This is a genomic window from Micromonospora sp. NPDC051006 (assembly GCF_044456245.1).
GTDB lineage: Bacteria > Actinomycetota > Actinomycetes > Mycobacteriales > Micromonosporaceae > Micromonospora.
Window position 1 is genome coordinate 150,855 of the sequence record NZ_JBITFP010000005.1, and the last position, 16,934, is coordinate 167,788.

Consider the following 16,934-nt stretch of genomic DNA (forward strand, 5'->3'; position numbering starts at 1 on the left):
CAACAATGGCTGACATCGTGCTGGACAAGGTGAGCAAGCGGTTCCCGGACGGGACCGTCGCGGTGCAGGACGTCGACCTGGAGATCGCCGACGGCGAGTTCGTGATTTTGGTCGGCCCGTCCGGCTGCGGCAAGTCCACCACCCTCAACATGATCGCCGGGTTGGAGGACATCAGCTCCGGCGAGCTGCGCATCGGTGGCGACCGGGTGAACGACAAGGCGCCCCGGGACCGGGACATCGCCATGGTCTTCCAGTCGTACGCCCTGTATCCGAACATGACCGTCCGGGAGAACATGGCGTTCCCCCTGCGCCTGCAGAAGCTGGACCGGGAGACCATCAACGCCAAGGTCGACGAGGCGGCCAAGGTGCTGGAGCTGACCGCGCTGCTGGACCGCAAGCCGGCAAACCTCTCCGGCGGGCAGCGGCAGCGGGTGGCGATGGGCCGGGCGATCGTGCGGCAGCCGAAGGCCTTCCTGATGGACGAACCGCTGTCCAACCTGGACGCCAAGCTGCGGGTGCAGATGCGAACGGTGGTGTCCCGGTTGCAGAAGCAGCTCGGCACCACCACCGTCTACGTCACCCACGACCAGACCGAGGCGATGACCCTCGGCGACCGGGTGGTCATCATGCGCGGCGGCGCGGTGCAGCAGGTCGGCCCGCCGCAGGAGCTCTACGACCACCCGCGCAACCTCTTCGTGGCCGGGTTCATCGGTTCGCCGTCGATGAACTTCCTGCACGCCGCGGTCGAGGACGGTCGGCTGCGGACCGCGCTGGGTGACGTGCCCGTCGGCGACCGGCTCCGCCGCGAGCTGGAGGCGGCCGACGCGCCCCGGGAGCTGATCCTCGGCATCCGCCCGGAGCACTTCGAGGACGCCGAGCTGGTCGACGACGAGACCCGGCGGCGGGGCATGGAGTTCGAGGCGCCGGCGGAGATTGTCGAGTCGATGGGCTCGGACAAGTACGTCTACTTCACCGTGGAGGGGGAGCGGGCCAGCGCCGCCGAGCTGGAGGAGCTGGCCGCCGACGCGGGCGCGGCCGACCTGACCGGGGCGGGCGCCAACCTGGTGACCCGGCTGTCGGCGGAGTCCCCGGTGGCCGAGGGGCAGCACCGTCGGGTCTGGTTCAACCTGGAGAAGATCCACCTCTTCGACCCGGCCAACGGCCGCAACCTCACGCTGCACGAGGGTCGGGCCGCCGGCGCGCTCGCCGACTGAGACCCTCCGCGCGCGGGGCCGGCGGGGCAGGAAGCCCCACCGGCCCCGCGCCCTGCTCCCATCGTGCTGTCACGTGGAGGCGGGCCGGCGGCTCCGCCCGGGGTGGAGGTGGCCGAGCGTGATCGACTCCGGTTCGCCGATGTGGCGATGCCCCGGTGGGGTTACCGCGAGACCCGCGAACCAGCGTGGATCATGGGATCGAGCCGGGCGGGGTCAGGCCGGCCAGTCGACCCGCAGCTCAAGGCCGAGGAACTCGGCGTAGCGGCCGAGGGCGCGCTCCACCCGGGGGCGGTCGACCGGCGCCAGCGGGCGCACCGCGACGGTGACCCGATCACGCCCGACGCTGCGCTTCCAGGTGCCCACCACCCGGCCGTCGCGCACCACCGTGGCCTGGAAGACGCCGTTGCCGCCCGGCACGATCGCGTCCCGGTGCGCCGGATCGAGCATGAGCCCTCGGTCCTTGTAGCCGAGCAGGTATTCGTCGAACCCGGGCAGCGCCAGCAGGTCGTCGACCGGCGCCCGGGGCGCGTCCAGCAGAGCCGTGTCGACCAGCATCTCGACCTCGTCGACCCGCACGGCGGCGAGGGCGTCGCCGGCTGCGGCCAGGCCCCGCCGCGCGTCGGTGAGGGTCAGCCCCGTCCAGCCGGCGAACTCACGGGCGGTGACCGGGCCGTGCGAGCGCACATAGCGGTGGGCGAGGGTGGCGAGCGCGGCATCGCGCTCGGGCCGGTGCGGCTCCGGCGCCCACTCGTCGAGCAGCGCGAAGGTCTGCTCGGTGCCGACGGTCGGCGCCAGACAGGTCACCCCGCGCACGCTCGCGTACCAGAGGAGGTGGTAGCCCCGCTGCCCGCTGGTGCCGATGCCGGCGGCTTCCAGGGTGGTCAGGCACTGGGCCCGGGTGAGCCGGCCCCCGCCGGCCAGCGCGCTGCCGAGCAGCTCCACCGCCCGCTCCGCGTCGACGTCGCTGAGGCCGAGTTGCGCGCGGCGGGTGGCGGCGGGGGTCAGCGACCGTACGCCGGTGAGCTCCAGCATCCAGCGCGCGTCGCGGGGCGGGACGAGGTGCACGGTGCCCCGCATCGGCCAGGTGCGCAGCGCCTCGCGCCGTTCCAGCGCGGCCTGCACGTCGACCTGGGTGAGGGTGGGCAGTCGGGCGCCCAGTGACCAGAGCCCGCTGGCCAGATCCTGGGCCTGCATGGCGCCGAACCACTCGACCACCTCGGCCACCGTGCCCGGCCCGGCGGTGGGATGGGGGCGCAACAGCAGGCTGGTCATCCGCAGGGCGAGCGCCTCGCTCGCCGTGAGCTGCACGGGCATTGGCCGCCTTTCCCCGGTGGTGCCGTCAGCCTAGGCCCGCCCACTGACACCGCCCGGGAGGCATATCGGCCGGGGGAGTGGGGATGCCGCGGCGGAATGCGCGCGTCGCGCGTGTGGAAGGGAGAGCCATGACTGCGTCCAGCGAACCGATGCGGGGCGGCGCGCCGGCCCGTTCCCGGGCCGATCGGGGCACCCCGGCCAAGACCAGTGCAGCTGCCACCTTTTCCCTGGTCTTCGGGGTGGCCGCCCTGGTGTGCACGCTGACGGCCATCCTGGCGTGGGCGGGGATCATCCTCGGCATCATCGGGATCATCGTCGGCATCTTCGGGCTCCGGATGGCCGCCCGGCCGGGCGTGACCGGGCGGGGGGTGACCATCGGGGGTCTCGTGCTCAGCGTTCTGGCGCTGATCCTCGGTCTGGTGTTCATCGCGGGGGTGGCCACGTTCCTCAACAACGAGGGGGCCGTGGACCGGTTGCAGCAGCAGGTCGACGACCTGCGCGGCCGGGTCACGTGATCCGTGGGGACGTGAGTGACGGGACCGGACGTCCCGGACGGGTGCGCGGGTGGCGGGGGTCTGTCCGTCGCCGCCCCGCAGCCCCTGATCGCGCTCCGCCGGCCTGATCGCCGGCGGAGCGCGATCCCCCGTTCAGGTTCACCGACGCGGGGCCGCGGCAGGCTCCCACCGGCGCCGGTGCGATCAGGATCCCCGAGCGCCGCGCGCCCGGGACCGGCAGCCATCGGAACTTGCGGAAATCTTGAGTAACAGCAAGCAATTTCTTTGTGACGGAGAGCGACGTCGCGCGGCGTTTGTCGGGGCAGGTGACGGGTAGTCGCGGGAGCTGACCGAGTCGGAAGGGGACACATCTGATGGCTGCCCAGACCAAGGTGGCGGTGATCTACTACAGCGCCACCGGCATCACCTACCAGATGGCGCAGGCCGCCTGCGAGGCCGCCGGCGACGCGGGCGCGGACGTCCGGCTGCGAAAGGTGCGCGAGCTGGCGCCCGCCGAGGCGATCCGTTCCAACTCCGGCTGGCAGTCGCACCATCTGGAGACCCAGGACGTGCCCGAGGCGCAGATCGACGACGTGGCCTGGGCCGACGTGGTGATCTTCGGCTCGCCGACCCGGTACGGCATGGTCGCCGCCCAGCTCAAGCAGTTCATCGACACGACCGGGCCGCTCTGGGCGCAGGGCGCGCTGGTCAACAAGGTCTACTCCGCCTTCACCTCGACGGCGACCTCGCACGGCGGCCAGGAGACGACCCTGACCTCGCTCTTCTCGGTCTTCTACCACTGGGGCGGGATCGTGGTCACCCCCGGCTACACCGACACCAGCCAGTTCATCGCGGGCAACCCGTACGGCGCGTCGCACACCAGCAACAACGGCGAGATCGCGCCGGACGACATCGCGCTGACCGCCACCGCGCTCACCGCCCGGCGGGCGGTGCAGATCGGCGCGGCGCTGAAGATGGGCCTCGCCGGCTGAGCAGCCGCTGACCGGCGGCGCAACCGGCGACCCGGCGGCACGTCGACCCGGTGACCGGACGGGGGCTCTCGACCCGTCCGGCCACCGGTCGACCCAGCCGTACCCGCGTTCGGCCCGGACTATGCCGGCCCGGGCGCGGACCGACCGGTGCCGGTGACCCCCGTGGGTACCGGCGTGGACCCGCCGGCCGCCGGAAGCAACCGCTCCAGCAGTTCGGCCAGCACCGCCAACCCGTCCGGGCTGAGCACCGACTCCGGGTGGAACTGCACCCCGGCGAAGCCCTCGCCGCGCAGCGCGTGCACCGCGCCGTCCGTGCTGTCCCGGGCCAGCTCGACCGGGCCGTACCCGCTCTCCAGCCGGTCGCTGTCGGCGCGGGCCGTGAAGGTGGCGTAGAAGCCCACCCGGCGCGGCGTGCCGAAGAGCCGCACCTCCCGCTGCAAGCCCTGATACGGCACCGCGCGCCGGTGCAGGGGCAGGCCGAGCAACCCGGCGAGCAGCTGGTGCCCGAGGCAGACCGCGAGGACCGGACGTCCCGCCGTGAGCAGCCCGGCGAGCAGCCCGCGCAGCGCCAGCATCTTCGGCTCGGTCCCGCTGCCCGGGTCGCCCGGCCCCGGGCCGACCACCACCAGGTCGTGGTCGTCCGTCTGGCCGGGCGCCGACCACGGCCGTAGCGTCACGGCGAGGCCGAGCGCCCGCAGCTGGTGGGCCAGCATGCCGGTGAAGGTGTCCTCACCGTCGACGATCAGCGCCGTGCGGCCGGCCAGCCCGGGCAGCGCGGCGGCGCCCGGCGCCCGTTGGTCCAGCCAGAAGCGGGACAGCGGCGCGTTGCGGGCGGCGAGCGCGGCACGTACCGCCGGATCGTCGGCTAGGCGGACCGTCGGCCCCCGGCCGGCGCCGGGCGCCTGCGGGCCGAGCCCGAGCGCGGCCAGCACCCCGGCGGCCTTGGCGTGCGTCTCCGCCACCTCGCCCGCCGCGGTCGAGTGCCGGACCAGGGTGGCCCCCACCGGCACCCGCAGCGCGCCGGTGGGAGAGATCTCCGCGGTGCGGATCAGGATCGGCGCGTCCAGGGTCTGCCGCCCGGCGTCGTCGTGGCCGAGCAGGGCCAGCACCCCGGCGTAGTAGCGCCGCCCGGTGCGCTCGTGCCGGGCGATCACCCGGCAGGCGTTCTCCATCGGGCTGCCGGTGACGGTGGGCGCGAACATCGTCTCGCGCAGCACCTCCCGCACGTCCCGCGAGCCCCGCCCGGCGAGCAGGTACTCGGTGTGCGCCAGGTGGGACATCTCCTTGAGGTACGGGCCCACCACCTGGCCGCCGTGCTCGGCGACCGTGGCCATCATCTTCAGCTCCTCGTCGAGCACCATGTACAGCTCCTCGACCTCCTTCGGGTCGGCGAGAAAACGCAGCAGCGCGGCGCGGTCCGGCGTCGCGCCGGCGTGCCGGAAGGTCCCACTGATCGGGTTCATCATCACCAGGCCGTCGTCGACGCTGACGTGCCGTTCCGGGCTCGCCCCGACCAGCACCCGGTCGCCGGTGTACACCACGAAGGTCCAGTACGCGCCGCGCTCGCGCAGCAGCAGTCGACGCAGCGCGGCGAGCGCCGCCGCCAGCGGCGAGCCCTGCACGGTCGCGGTCAACGTCCGGTGGATGACGAAGTTGGCGCCCTCGCCCCGGCCGATCTCCTCGGCCAGCACCCGGCCCACCGTGGCGGCGTACTCGTCATCACTGACGTCGAACGCGGCGTCGGCGGTACGCACGGGGGCGTCCGGCAGCGCGGCCAGCGCCTCGGTCAGGCCGATGCGCTCGTGCCCGGTCACCAGCAGGCACTCCAGCGGCGCACCGTCGTCGACGCAGGCGAAGCCGCGTTCGGTGATCTGCCGGTAGGGCACCAGGGCCAGCGTCCGGGGCCCGGGTGCGCCGTCGGGGAGCGGGATCTCGGCCAGCCGGTCGACCGTGCGGACCGGGCCGGTGAACAGCTCCACCTCATCGGCTTCGGCGCGACGGACCAGCGCGAACGGGCCCGGGTCGGTGCCGCCGGACACGGCGGCGAGCAGGTCGGAAAAATGGTTCATCGGAGTCTCCTGAGGCCGGGCGCCGCCGGCGGGGCGGCCCCGGGGCCGGGAGATCCGGCGACCGCCTCGACGGGCGGCCGCGTGGGAAAGCTACGCGCGGAGGGTGGCCGCCGGGTCGGCGGGCCACCAGCAGGTCAGATGCGCGAGCATGCGACCACCCTACGCGGCGGACCGGCCGCGGGGAAGCCGATCCGGCGTACCCCGGGGCGGACGCGGCTTGGGCGCGGCGCGCAGCGGGTAACTTGACCTTCGATGAACACTCTCGCGCTCGACCTGGGCACCTCCTCGGTACGCGGGCTGGTGCTGGACGAGGACACCCAGCCGTTGCCGGGTGCCCTGGCGCGGCGCAAGGTCAGCCTGGCCATCGGTGACGACGGCACCGGCACCCTGAACGCCCCCGCCTACTACGCCTGCCTGCTCGAGTGCCTGGACGAGCTGGCCGACGCCGGGCACCTGCGCGACGTGACGCTGGTGGCGATCTCCGGGCAGTGGCACTCGGTGATCCCGCTGGACGGCGGGGGGCAGCCGCTCGGCCCGGTGCTCACCTGGCTGGACACTCGGCCACAACCGCTGCCGTCGGCCACCGGTCCGGCCAATCCCGACGACTACCACCAGCGCACCGGCACCTGGTGGCACCGCACGTACTGGTCGGTTCGGCTGCCCTGGCTGCGCGAGCGCGCCGGCAGCCGGGTGACCCGCTTCGCCGGCCTGGTCGAGTACGTGCTGGGTGAGCTGCTCGAGGCGGCGCCGATGTCCATCTCGCAGGCCTCCGGGACCGGCCTGCTCGACCTGTGCACCCTCGACTGGGACGACGAGGCGCTCGCGTTGGCCGGCGCCGGCCTGGCCGAGCTGCCCGAGCTGGCCCCGCTGGACTGGCACGGGCGGCTGCGCAAGGAACACGCGAAGCGCTGGCCCGGGCTGGCCGACGCCCGCTGGTCGGCGCCGGTGGGCGACGGCGCGGCGTCGAATGTCGGCTCGGGGTGTGTCGACCCGACCCGGGCGGCGGTCACCGTCGGCACCTCCGCGGCGGTGCGGCTGATGCAGCGGCTGCCGGCCGGCCAGGAACAGCCCCGGCTGCCCGAGCGGCTCTGGCGCTACCGGGTGGACCACGACCACGTGGTGACCGGCGCCGCGTACTCCTCCGGCGGCAACCTGTTCGCGTGGGCGAAGCGGGAGCTTCGGCTGCCCGCCGGCGCCGAGTTGGACGCGGCGTTGGCGCTGGTGCCGGCCGGCGGGGGGCTGCCGGTCGACCCCCGCCTGGGCGGTGACCGCCCGCCGGGGCTGGCCCCGGCCGGCTCCGGTGAGCTGCGCCGGCTGAGCTTCGGCACCACAGCGGTGGACATCCTGGCCGGGCTCATGCAGGGCCTGTGCGAGATGGTCGCCGAGGACCTGCGGGTGATGGAGTCCACCATCGACCGGCAGGTCGCGGTGGTGCTGGGCGGCGGCGCGGTGGCCGCGTCGGTGTGGTGGCGGCAGGCGTTCGCCACGGCGCTCGCGCCGCGGGCCGTGTCGCACCAGCGCAACCCGGAGATCGGTGCGACCGGTGCGGCTTTGGTGGCGCTCGGACGGTTGGCAGCGGCGGTCGACCTAGCCGACATCGGCCGGACGGATGAGCTGGTCCTGCCGACCACGACAGGACCGTCCCGCCCGCAGTATCCTTCCTGAACACCTGCCTCGGTCGAGCCGTTGACACGGCCTCCCGGCCTGGTTGGATGGACTCCGCTCCCCAGGCGCGGCGGACGCGAGGGGCGGAGGAGGCAGGTGTGGGCGTAGGTGCGGACCCGGCGCGCGGCGCGGTGTCCAACCATCGCCGGCGTCGCTTCGACGTCCGGGTCGTACCGCACCGGCGCCGCTCGCCGTTGCGACTGCGCGACTGGCGGATGCGGACGAAGCTGGCCACCGTCCTGATCGTCCCCTCGGTGGCGTTCCTGGTCCTGGCCGGTGTGCAGACGCAGGCCCTGGTCGGGCGGACCACCGCGCTCGGCGACTTCGCCGAGCAGGTGGGCATCGGTCGGCAGATCACCGTGGCGGTGCACCGGATCCAGCAGGAGCGCGACCGCTCGGCGGGCGAGCTGGCCGAGCTGCGCCGGGTGGGCGGTGTGGCTGACCGCGACGCCGCCATCGACGCGCTGGAGCCGCTGCAGGACGCCGCTGATCAGGCCATTCAGGATCTGCGTCGGGCGGCCGAGCCGCTGGCCGACGCGGACGCGTCCTGGCGGGTCGCGTACTCGGAGGTGCTCGAGGCGTACGACCAGGTCATCTACATCCGGCCGACGGTGCCGCCGGCGGTGCTGAGCAGCGACACGATCCTGAGCAACTACCACCGGGCCATCGACGCGCTGCTGAACCTGCTGGCCGAGCCGACGCCGGGGCCGGACCGTCCCGCGCTCAGCGACGCGGTGCTGCGCTACGTCCAGCTGGCCCGGGTCAAGGAGCTTTCCTCCCGGATCCGCGCCGAGCTCTACGCGGCCGGTCGGGCCGGCCGGTACGGCCCGGAGGACCAGGTCGTCCTCTCCGATCTGCGCGCTCAGCAGCTCACCGCGCTCGGCGCGTTCCGGGTCGCCGCCAGCAGCGATCAGATCCGCCGCTACGACCAGACCTCGGTGAACCCGGCGTTCGTCGCCGCCGCCCGGCTCGAGGAGCAGAGCCTGCCGACCGGTGACGCCGCGCCGGCGGTGCTGCCCGCCTCGCAGTGGTGGACGGCGAGCGAGGAACGGCAGGAGCTGCTCCAGCAGGTCGAGGCGGGGGTTCTGGACGACGCGGTCCGGCAGGCCGACGAGGCCAGCTCCGGGCAGCTGCGCGCCACCCTGCTGGTGGTCGGCGGGATCGTCGCGGTGCTGCTGGTCGCCCTGCTCATCTCCATCCTCATCGGCCGGTCGCTGGCCCGTTCGATGCGGCTGCTGCGCAGCCAGGCGCTGCGCATCGCCCAGGTCGAGCTGCCGGACGCCCTGGACCAGCTGCGCACCGTCACCGGTGGGGTGCCCGACATCGAGGTCGCGCCGGCGGTGGTCCGCTCGCTGGACGAGATCGGTGAGCTGGCCGAGGCGTTCGTCGCGGTGCACCGCAGCGCGGTCAGCGTCGCCGTCGAGCAGGCGATGATGCGGCGCAACGTCAACGCCATGTTCGTCAACCTGGCCCGGCGCAGCCAGGTGCTGGTGGAGCGGCAGCTGGAGCTGCTGGACGACCTGGAGCGCGAGGAGAGCAACCCGGACCAGCTGGAGAACCTGTTCAAACTCGACCACCTGGCCGCGCGCATGCGTCGCAACGACGAGAGCCTGCTGGTGCTGGCCGGTACCGAGTCCACCCGACGGTGGCAGCAGCCGGTCGGCCTGGGCACGATGCTGCTCGCGGCCGCCGCCGAGATCGAGCAGTACCAGCGGGTCCGCCACGAGTCCGTGGCCGAGCTGCACATCGTCGGTCACGCGGTGGGGGAGCTGGTGCACCTCCTGGCGGAGCTGCTGGAGAACGCCACGGCCTTCTCCCGGCCGGACACCACGGTCTCGGTCACCGCCCGCGCCGAAGGGGCCGGCGCGATCATCGAGATCGTCGACCGGGGCCTGGGCATGAGCCCGACGGCCCTGGCCGAGGCGAACGCGGTCCTCGCCAGCCCGCCGGCCGCCGACGTGGCGACCGTCGAGCGGATGGGCCACTTCGTGGTCAGCCACCTGGCGGCTCGGCTCGGCGTACGGGTGCGGCTCGACGGCGGGCAGGACGGGCTGGTGGCCGTGCTCAGGCTGCCCGCGCAGTTGCTGGCACCGGCTCCACCGATGTCGTTGGACCAGCCGGTGCCGGCGCGGATGCTGGCCACCGCGGCGCAGACCGCCACCCCTGCCGACCTGCCGGTGGCGGGTCGCCGACCGGCGGTGCCCCGCCAGGTCCGACCGGTGCCGGTGCGGGCCGAGAACGTGCTCGCCCCGGCCGCCGAACCGGCGGGCGGCAGCGGCTGGTGGTCCCGGCAGGGCACGGCCGCGGCAGCGCAGCCGGCACCGGCCACGCCGCCGTCGACCCCGGTGACCGGCGGCACCAACGCGCGCGGTCTGCCGGTCCGGGTACCGATGGCGCAGCTGGCCACGGTCACCCGGTCGGCCCGCCCGGAGCCGGCGCCGTCCCGGCACGAGCCGGATCCGGAGGCGGTCGGCGGCATGCTCTCCCGCCTGTACGGCGGAGTGCGGCGCGCCGAGGCCGAGGACACCACCGAATTACCCGTGCCGCCGCTGGGCGCGCACAGTGAAGGAGGACGACGACAGTGACGACGTTGAGTCAGGAGGCGCGGGACCTCAGCTGGCTGGTCAGCGGCTTCGCCGAGCGGGTGCCCGGCGTGGCGCACGCGGTGGTGGTCTCCTCCGACGGATTGCTGGTGGCGATCTCCGATCACCTTCCCCGGGACAACGCGGACAAGCTCGCCGCGGTGACCTCCGGGCTGATGAGCATCACCTCGGGTGCCGCGCAGATGTTCGACGGGGACGTGGTCAAGCAGACGGTGGTCGAGATGGGCCGCGGCTACTTCCTGGTCATGCAGGTGCGCGACGGTTCGATCCTGGCCACGCTCGCCGCGGCCGACGCCGACATCGGCGTGGTCGGCTACGAGATGGCCCGGCTGGCCAAGCAGGCGGGGGAGATGCTCACCCCGGCGCTGCGCGCGGAGTTGCAGCAGGCGCTGCCCCGCTGACCGGAGCCGGTCCCGGGTCGGTCGGACCCGGGACCGGGCAGCGCTCTTTCAGACGCTGCTCGATCCGTACGTGCATGTTGTCTGCCGATGAGAGTGCGTGTGACGGCGGTCCTGCCGTGAGGCGAATCGCGGTTTGGGCTACGCCGGGTCCCGGCTGAACAGTTGCACCCAGGCGCGGTGGGTGAAGCGCCAGCCGGTGTCGGTGCGGACGAACTTGTCGTGATCCTCGCCGACGACCCAGGGCGTGCTGATCGGCCGGCCGTGGGCGTCGTCGAGGTACACGGTGAGCACCGTGAGCCCTTCGGCGGTGTCACGTCCGTCGGCGTCGACGCCGGTGGCGACGAAGCGCATGTTGGACGCCAGGTGCCGGATGCCCGGGTAGGGTTGTTCTGGTCGAGTTCCTGGCCCCAGGCGCGGATCGCGTCACGGCCCCGGTAGGGCTTACCGATGTCGAGCACGCCGTCTTCGGTGAAGAGTTCGAACAGGGTGCCGGCCTGGCCGGCGTCGACCCGCCAGCCGCTTTCGCCGACGAGGCGGGACAGGCTCAGATGGTCGGCGTCACCGACGAGACCGGGCAGGAGGGATCGCTGACGCTCATGTCGCTCACCACGTCTGCTCCGCTGCCCAGACGAGCATCTCGTTGACCGCGAGGTGTCGTTTGCGGGTGACCAGGTAGGCCACGGCGTCGGCGATGTCCTGTGGGCGTAGCAACTCCATGTCTCCGATCTGCCGCACGACCGCCTCCCGTACGCCATCGCGGAGGTGCGAGGCCAACTCGGTGTCCACCGTTACGGGCGCCACCAGGCCGACGCGTACCTGGTCATTGCCCATCCTCCGACAACACTCTAGAAGCGGAGCGCCGTCCGCATACACGTCAAGCACAAGCGGAGCGTGCTCCGGTAGTAGGGCACGGTGGAGGACCGGGTGACCGAAGAAGCAGGGGGTCGCCTGCGACGCGAAGATCAGACATCGGCGACGCGGGTCAGCGCGGGGCATTCCGTGCCACCCCGCACCAATCCGCAGGTCGCCAGGCTGGACGCTCGCGCCCTTGCCTCTCAGGAATGGGGCAACGGTGTTCTCAGAGACCGTTGTCGGCGATCACCGCGCGGTACCAGTGCGCGCTGCGCTTGAGGATCCGGCGCTGGGTCGGGTAGTCCACGTACACCAGCCCCCAGCGCTGGTCGTAGCCCTCGGCCCATTCGAAGTTGTCCAGCAGCGACCAGACGTGGTAGCTCTCCAACGGCACCCCGGCGGTCAGCGCCCGGTGCACGGCGGCCAGGTGGTCGCGCAGGAAACTGATCCGCCCGGCGTCGTCCACCGTGCCGTCGGCGCCAAGGTTGTCCGGGGTGGGCAGACCGTTCTCGGTGACGGTGAGCGGCACCGGTCCGTAGTCGCGGGTGACCCGGGTCAGGATGTCGTACATGCCGTCGGGGTAGATCTGCTGCCACTCGGCTTCCGAGGTTGGCCAGCGTGGCACCGTGCCGCCGTCGGCGGTCACGTAGATCGGGGTGTAGTACTGCACCGCGAGCAGGTCGACCGGGGAGGCGATGACGGCCAGGTCCCCGTCGGCGATGCCGCGGACCAGCCGGCTCTGCGGCCCGAGGTCGGCCAGCACGTCCTGCGGGTAGCGGCCGGTGAAGACGGGGTCGAGGTAGAGGCGGTTCTCGTAGCCGTCGTAGAGCCGGCTGGCGGCGGCGGCCTCGGGCGAGTCGTCGGCCGGGTAGCAGGGGTGCAGGTTCAGCGCGGGCCCGATCCGGGCGCCGGTGGCGGTGGCTCGCAGCGCCCGTACGGCCAGCCCGTGGGCGAGCTGGAGGTGGTGGGCGACCAGGTAGGCCGCGTCGGGGTCCTGCCGGCCCGGGGCGTGGTGCCCCTGCAGGTAGCCGTTCTGCACCACCGTCTTCGGCTCGTTGATGGTCAGCCAGTTCGGCACCCGGTCACCGAGGGCGCGGAACACGGCGTCGGCGTAGTCGGCGAACCGGTATGCGGTGTCGCGCGCCTCCCAGCCGCCGGCGTCCTGCAACGCCTGCGGCAGGTCCCAGTGGAAGAGCGTGGCCATCGGGGTGATGCCCCGGTCGTGCAGACCGTCGACGAGCCGGCGGTAGAAGTCCAGGCCGCGCTGGTTGGGGGCGCCGGTGCCGTCGGCCTGGATGCGCGGCCAGGAGATGGAGAACCGGTAGCTGCGCAGCCCGAGGTCGCGCATCAGGTCGAGATCCTCGCGGTACCGGTGGTAGTGATCGGCGGCCACGTCGCCGGTGTCGCCGTTGCGGGTACGCCCCGGCGTGCGGCTGAAGGTGTCCCAGATGGACTCACCCCGGCCGTCCTCCTTGGCCGCCCCCTCGATCTGGTAGGCCGAGGTGGCCGCACCCCAGCCGAAGCCGGGTGGAAAGCTCAGGATCGTCATGGTTCTCCTCGTGTTTACGGGCCCACCGCCCGAGGGCCGGGAGCGCTCCCATCATAGGGCAGCCGCCGCCGGCCGGGCACCCGGCCGGGCTGGGTGGGTGCGGCGGCGCGGTAGGAGGTCGGAAGCCCGGACAGCGAGCGAGGCCGGCCGGGCGGCGCGGTGCGCCTGTCCCGTCGGCCTCTTTTCCCATCGTGTACGGGCGGTTAGTGTGGGGACGGGGGAGGGCAACCCCCGTCCCCACCATTGCTGCACACGCACGGGCGGAATTGGCGTCCTGCCGTACGTGTCGCGCGGGAGCCGGGCCACGCGAGTGGCTTCGGATCCACCTCCCTCCGGTTGGCGGGATGATGGCTGACGGCGGTGTCCGGGCTGGCCCGCCGTCGGCCTTCGGGCTGGTCCCCGAGCCCGTCACAGGGACGAACTCGACGATCTCCTTCTTGGACCGCCATCGATGGAAGCGCTCCCATCGATGATGCTGCGACTGTAACCTCCGTCACGGCTTTGTGAAAGACCCAAAACGAGATCGAAACAAGGAGCTGGTGGAGGGCCCGCGCGTCTTGTTGTGGGAGCGCTTCCATGTAACACTGTCGATTCAGCGCGACGGGGAGCCAGCTCGCGCGCAAACGCGGGGTCGCTGAGGGCAGCCGGCAGATCCGGTACGGCAACCACGCGGCCGGCGGGACCGGTGTCCCCATGAGGGCCCGCCTCCGCCGCACCCCGACCGGGCCGGGGCGACCACCTTCCCGGGCGACCGTGACCCCACCGCACGCCACCACCCGCGCGGCACGGCGCCCCGCCGGGGGCAGCACCCCGGCCAGGCCCGAGGAGACACCGCGCACATGAGAAATCTGGCCCACCGCCGCCGGCTGGCGATGCTCGCCGCCGCCGCGCTGGCCGTCGTCGGGGTGACCGTGCCCGCCGGCGCCGCCCAGGCCGCACCGGCCTGCGACGTGGTCTACGCGACCAACGACTGGAACAACGGCTTCACCGCGAACGTGACCATCAGGAACCTCGGCGACCCGATCAACGGGTGGACGCTGCAGTTCGCCTTCCCCGGCGACCAACGGGTCACCCAGGGCTGGTCGGCGCGGTGGAGCCAGACGGGCAACCAGGTAACCGCCACCAGTGAGTCCTGGAACGGCAACCTCGGCACCGGCGCCAGCACCAGCGTCGGCTTCAACGGGTCGTACACCGGCAGCAACCCCAAGCCGACCTCGTTCTCGGTCAACGGCGTGACCTGCGGCGGCACCGCCCAGCAGCCGCCGACGGTCGGGCTCACCGTGCCGGCCGGACCCTTCGAGGCCCCCGCCGACGTGCCGCTGACCGCCACCGCGAGCGACCCCGACGGCAGCATCAGCAAGGTCGAGTTCTACCGCAACGGCCTGCTGGTCAACACCGACACCACCGCCCCGTACGCCTACACCCTGGAAGACCTGCCGGCCGGGTCGTACACCGTGCAGGCGAAGGCGTACGACAACGCCAACCTCAGCGCCACCGCCGAGCGGTCGTTCACAGTGTCGCCGGCGTCCGGCCCGGTGCTGGTCGCCACCCCGTCGGCGGTGAGCGTCACCGAGGGCGGCACCAGCCCCCTCACCCTGAAGCTCAGCGCCGCGCCGACGGCCAACGTCCCGGTCTCGCTGACCCGCACCGGTGACGCCGACATCAGCGTCTCGCCGGCGAGCGTGACGCTGACCCCGGCCAACTGGAGCACCGGGGCCACGGTGAGCGTCGCCGCGGCCGAAGACGCCGACACCATGGGCGGCACCGCCACCCTCACCGCCTCGGCCACCGGCTACGCGCCGCTCGCGATCACCGCCACCGAGATCGACAACGACACCCCGGGCGGTGGCGACAACGAGTACACCGAGCGTTTCCTCGACCAGTACGGAAAGATCAAGAACTCCGGCTACTTCAGCCCGGAGGGAGTGCCCTACCACTCGGTGGAGACGCTGATCGTCGAGGCGCCCGACCACGGGCACGAGACCACGTCCGAGGCGTTCAGCTTCTGGCTCTGGCTGGAGGCCCAGTACGGGCGGGTGACCCAGAACTGGGCGCCGTTCAACAACGCCTGGACCGTCATGGAGAAGTACATAATTCCGACCCACGCCGACCAGCCGACTGCCGGCGCCGCCGGCACCCCGCAGTACGCCGCCGAGCACGACCTGCCCAGCCAGTACCCGTCGGCGCTGGAGGCGTCGGTGCCCGTCGGCCAGGACCCGCTGCGCGGCGAGCTGCAGTCCACCTACGGCACCGGCGACATCTACGGCATGCACTGGCTGATCGACGTCGACAACACCTACGGCTTCGGTCGCTGCGGCGACAAGACCACCCGCCCGGCGTACATCAACACCTTCCAGCGCGGCACCCAGGAGTCGGTCTGGGAGACCGTGCCGCAGCCCTCCTGCGACACCTTCACCGCCGGCGGCCGCTACGGCTACCTCGACCTCTTCGTCAAGGAGTCGGCCGCGCCGGCCAAGCAGTGGAAGTACACCAACGCCCCGGACGCCGACGCCCGGGCCGTGCAGGCCGCGTACTGGGCGCTGACCTGGGCCAAGGCGCAGGGCCGGCAGGCCGACGTGGCGGCCACCGTGGCCAAGGCCGCGAAGATGGGTGACTACCTGCGGTACGCGATGTTCGACAAGTACTTCAAGAAGATCGGCAACTGCGTCGGGGCCAGCACCTGTCCCGCCGGCAGCGGCCGGGACTCCGCGCACTACCTGCTCTCCTGGTACTACGCCTGGGGCGGCGCGTACGAGACCAGCCAGAACTGGTCCTGGCGGATCGGCTCCAGCCACAACCACTTCGGCTACCAGAACCCGTTCGCGGCCTGGGCGCTGACCAACACCCCGGAGCTGAAGCCGCAGTCGCCGACCGCGGTCACCGACTGGACCAGGAGCTTCGAGCGGCAGCTGGAGTTCTACACCTGGCTGCAGTCCGCCGAGGGCGGCATCGCCGGTGGCGCCACCAACAGCTGGGGCGGCAACTACGGCCAGCCGCCGGCCGGCACGTCCACCTTCTACGGCATGTATTACGACGTCGACCCGGTCTACAACGACCCGCCGTCCAACCAGTGGTTCGGCATGCAGGCCTGGTCGATGCAGCGGATCGCCGAGCTGTACCTGCAGACCGGCAACACCCGGGCCAAGGCGCTGCTGGACAAGTGGGTGCCGTGGGCCATCGCCAACACCACCCTGGGCACCAACTGGTCGATCCCGTCCGACATGCGCTGGACCGGCCAACCGATCACCTGGAACCCGACCAACCCGCAGCCGAACACCAACCTGCACGTCGAGGTCATCAGCAAGGGCCAGGACGTCGGCGTCGCCGCCGCGTACGCCCGGACCCTGATCGCGTACGCGGCGAAGTCCGGTGACGCGGCGGCGAAGACCACCGCCAAGGGGCTGCTCGACGCCCTGCACGCGGCGAGCGACGCCAAGGGCGTCTCGACGGTGGAGAAGCGCGGCGACTACCGGCGCTTCGACGACGTCTACGACGCGGGCACCGGGCAGGGCCTCTACGTCCCGCCGGGCTGGACCGGGACGATGCCCAACGGCGACGCCATCGCCGCCGGCAAGAGCTTCCTCGACATCCGCTCCTTCTACAAGAACGACCCGGCGTGGCCCAAGGTGCAGGCGTATCTGAACGGCGGGCCGGAGCCGGAGTTCAGCTACCACCGGTTCTGGGCCCAGGCCGACGTCGCCATGGCGTACGCCGACTACGGGGCCCTGTTCCCCAACGGCTGACCCCCGAGCCGGGGTGGGCGGCCCAGGCGCCCGCCCCG

12 protein-coding genes and 1 pseudogene are annotated in these 16,934 nt (G+C 72.6%); 7 read left to right on the forward strand and 6 right to left on the reverse strand.

Going from position 1 to position 16,934, the window contains the following annotated elements; translation table 11 throughout:
• Window positions 1-5 precede the first annotated feature (5 nt).
• Window positions 6-1,214, forward strand: coding sequence for a sn-glycerol-3-phosphate ABC transporter ATP-binding protein UgpC (locus ACIBBA_RS11450; RefSeq protein WP_350872926.1), 1,209 nt, complete (start codon window positions 6-8; stop codon window positions 1,212-1,214).
• A gap of 213 nt (window positions 1,215-1,427) precedes the next feature.
• Here the strand turns inward: ACIBBA_RS11450 and ACIBBA_RS11455 are convergent, their stop codons facing one another.
• Window positions 1,428-2,528 carry a winged helix DNA-binding domain-containing protein gene (locus ACIBBA_RS11455; RefSeq protein WP_396696160.1) on the reverse strand — a complete coding sequence of 367 codons (1,101 nt, stop codon included), beginning with the start codon at window positions 2,526-2,528 and terminating at the stop codon, window positions 1,428-1,430.
• A gap of 128 nt (window positions 2,529-2,656) precedes the next feature.
• On the opposite strand from ACIBBA_RS11455, the gene ACIBBA_RS11460 reads away from it, so the two are divergent.
• Both ACIBBA_RS11460 and wrbA read left to right on the forward strand, forming a co-directional pair.
• On the forward strand, window positions 2,657-3,043 hold the full coding sequence (locus ACIBBA_RS11460) for a hypothetical protein (RefSeq protein WP_350872928.1): 387 nt from the start codon (window positions 2,657-2,659) through the stop codon (window positions 3,041-3,043).
• Window positions 3,044-3,396: 353 nt separating this feature from the next.
• Complete coding sequence (gene wrbA, locus ACIBBA_RS11465) at window positions 3,397-4,014, forward strand: NAD(P)H:quinone oxidoreductase (protein WP_396696162.1); 618 nt, start codon at window positions 3,397-3,399, stop codon at window positions 4,012-4,014.
• A gap of 119 nt (window positions 4,015-4,133) precedes the next feature.
• On the opposite strand, the gene ACIBBA_RS11470 is transcribed toward wrbA, so the two are convergent.
• Entirely contained in the window at window positions 4,134-6,083 is a 1,950-nt protein-coding gene (locus tag ACIBBA_RS11470) for a chorismate-binding protein (protein ID WP_396696164.1), read from the reverse strand.
• Between the two features lie 252 nt (window positions 6,084-6,335).
• Between ACIBBA_RS11470 and ACIBBA_RS11475 the strand changes: the two genes are divergently transcribed.
• The 3 genes from ACIBBA_RS11475 to ACIBBA_RS11485 all read left to right on the forward strand — a co-directional run bounded on the left by ACIBBA_RS11475 (window position 6,336) and on the right by ACIBBA_RS11485 (window position 10,752).
• Complete coding sequence (locus ACIBBA_RS11475) at window positions 6,336-7,748, forward strand: FGGY family carbohydrate kinase (protein WP_396696166.1); 1,413 nt, start codon at window positions 6,336-6,338, stop codon at window positions 7,746-7,748.
• A 98-nt stretch (window positions 7,749-7,846) separates the two neighbouring features.
• Window positions 7,847-10,333, forward strand: coding sequence for a nitrate- and nitrite sensing domain-containing protein (locus tag ACIBBA_RS11480; RefSeq protein ID WP_396696168.1), 2,487 nt, complete (start codon window positions 7,847-7,849; stop codon window positions 10,331-10,333).
• Window positions 10,334-10,338: 5 nt separating this feature from the next.
• Window positions 10,339-10,752, forward strand: coding sequence for a roadblock/LC7 domain-containing protein (locus tag ACIBBA_RS11485; protein WP_350872965.1), 414 nt, complete (start codon window positions 10,339-10,341; stop codon window positions 10,750-10,752).
• A 138-nt stretch (window positions 10,753-10,890) separates the two neighbouring features.
• On the opposite strand, the gene ACIBBA_RS11490 is transcribed toward ACIBBA_RS11485, so the two are convergent.
• From ACIBBA_RS11490 to ACIBBA_RS11505, 4 genes and pseudogenes are all read right to left on the reverse strand, one after another.
• Window positions 10,891-11,163 carry a nuclear transport factor 2 family protein gene (locus ACIBBA_RS11490; protein WP_396696499.1) on the reverse strand — a complete coding sequence of 91 codons (273 nt, stop codon included), beginning with the start codon at window positions 11,161-11,163 and terminating at the stop codon, window positions 10,891-10,893.
• Window positions 11,164-11,165: 2 nt separating this feature from the next.
• Window positions 11,166-11,330: pseudogene (locus tag ACIBBA_RS11495) on the reverse strand (nuclear transport factor 2 family protein); the annotation flags it as partial.
• 25 nt (window positions 11,331-11,355) lie between these two features.
• Window positions 11,356-11,583, reverse strand: coding sequence for a hypothetical protein (locus ACIBBA_RS11500; protein WP_396696519.1), 228 nt, complete (start codon window positions 11,581-11,583; stop codon window positions 11,356-11,358).
• A gap of 247 nt (window positions 11,584-11,830) precedes the next feature.
• Entirely contained in the window at window positions 11,831-13,153 is a 1,323-nt protein-coding gene (locus ACIBBA_RS11505; protein ID WP_396696170.1) for a GH1 family beta-glucosidase, read from the reverse strand.
• Window positions 13,154-14,001: 848 nt separating this feature from the next.
• Between ACIBBA_RS11505 and ACIBBA_RS11510 the strand changes: the two genes are divergently transcribed.
• Window positions 14,002-16,896 carry a glycoside hydrolase family 48 protein gene (locus ACIBBA_RS11510; protein ID WP_396696501.1) on the forward strand — a complete coding sequence of 965 codons (2,895 nt, stop codon included), beginning with the start codon at window positions 14,002-14,004 and terminating at the stop codon, window positions 16,894-16,896.
• Window positions 16,897-16,934 lie beyond the last annotated feature (38 nt).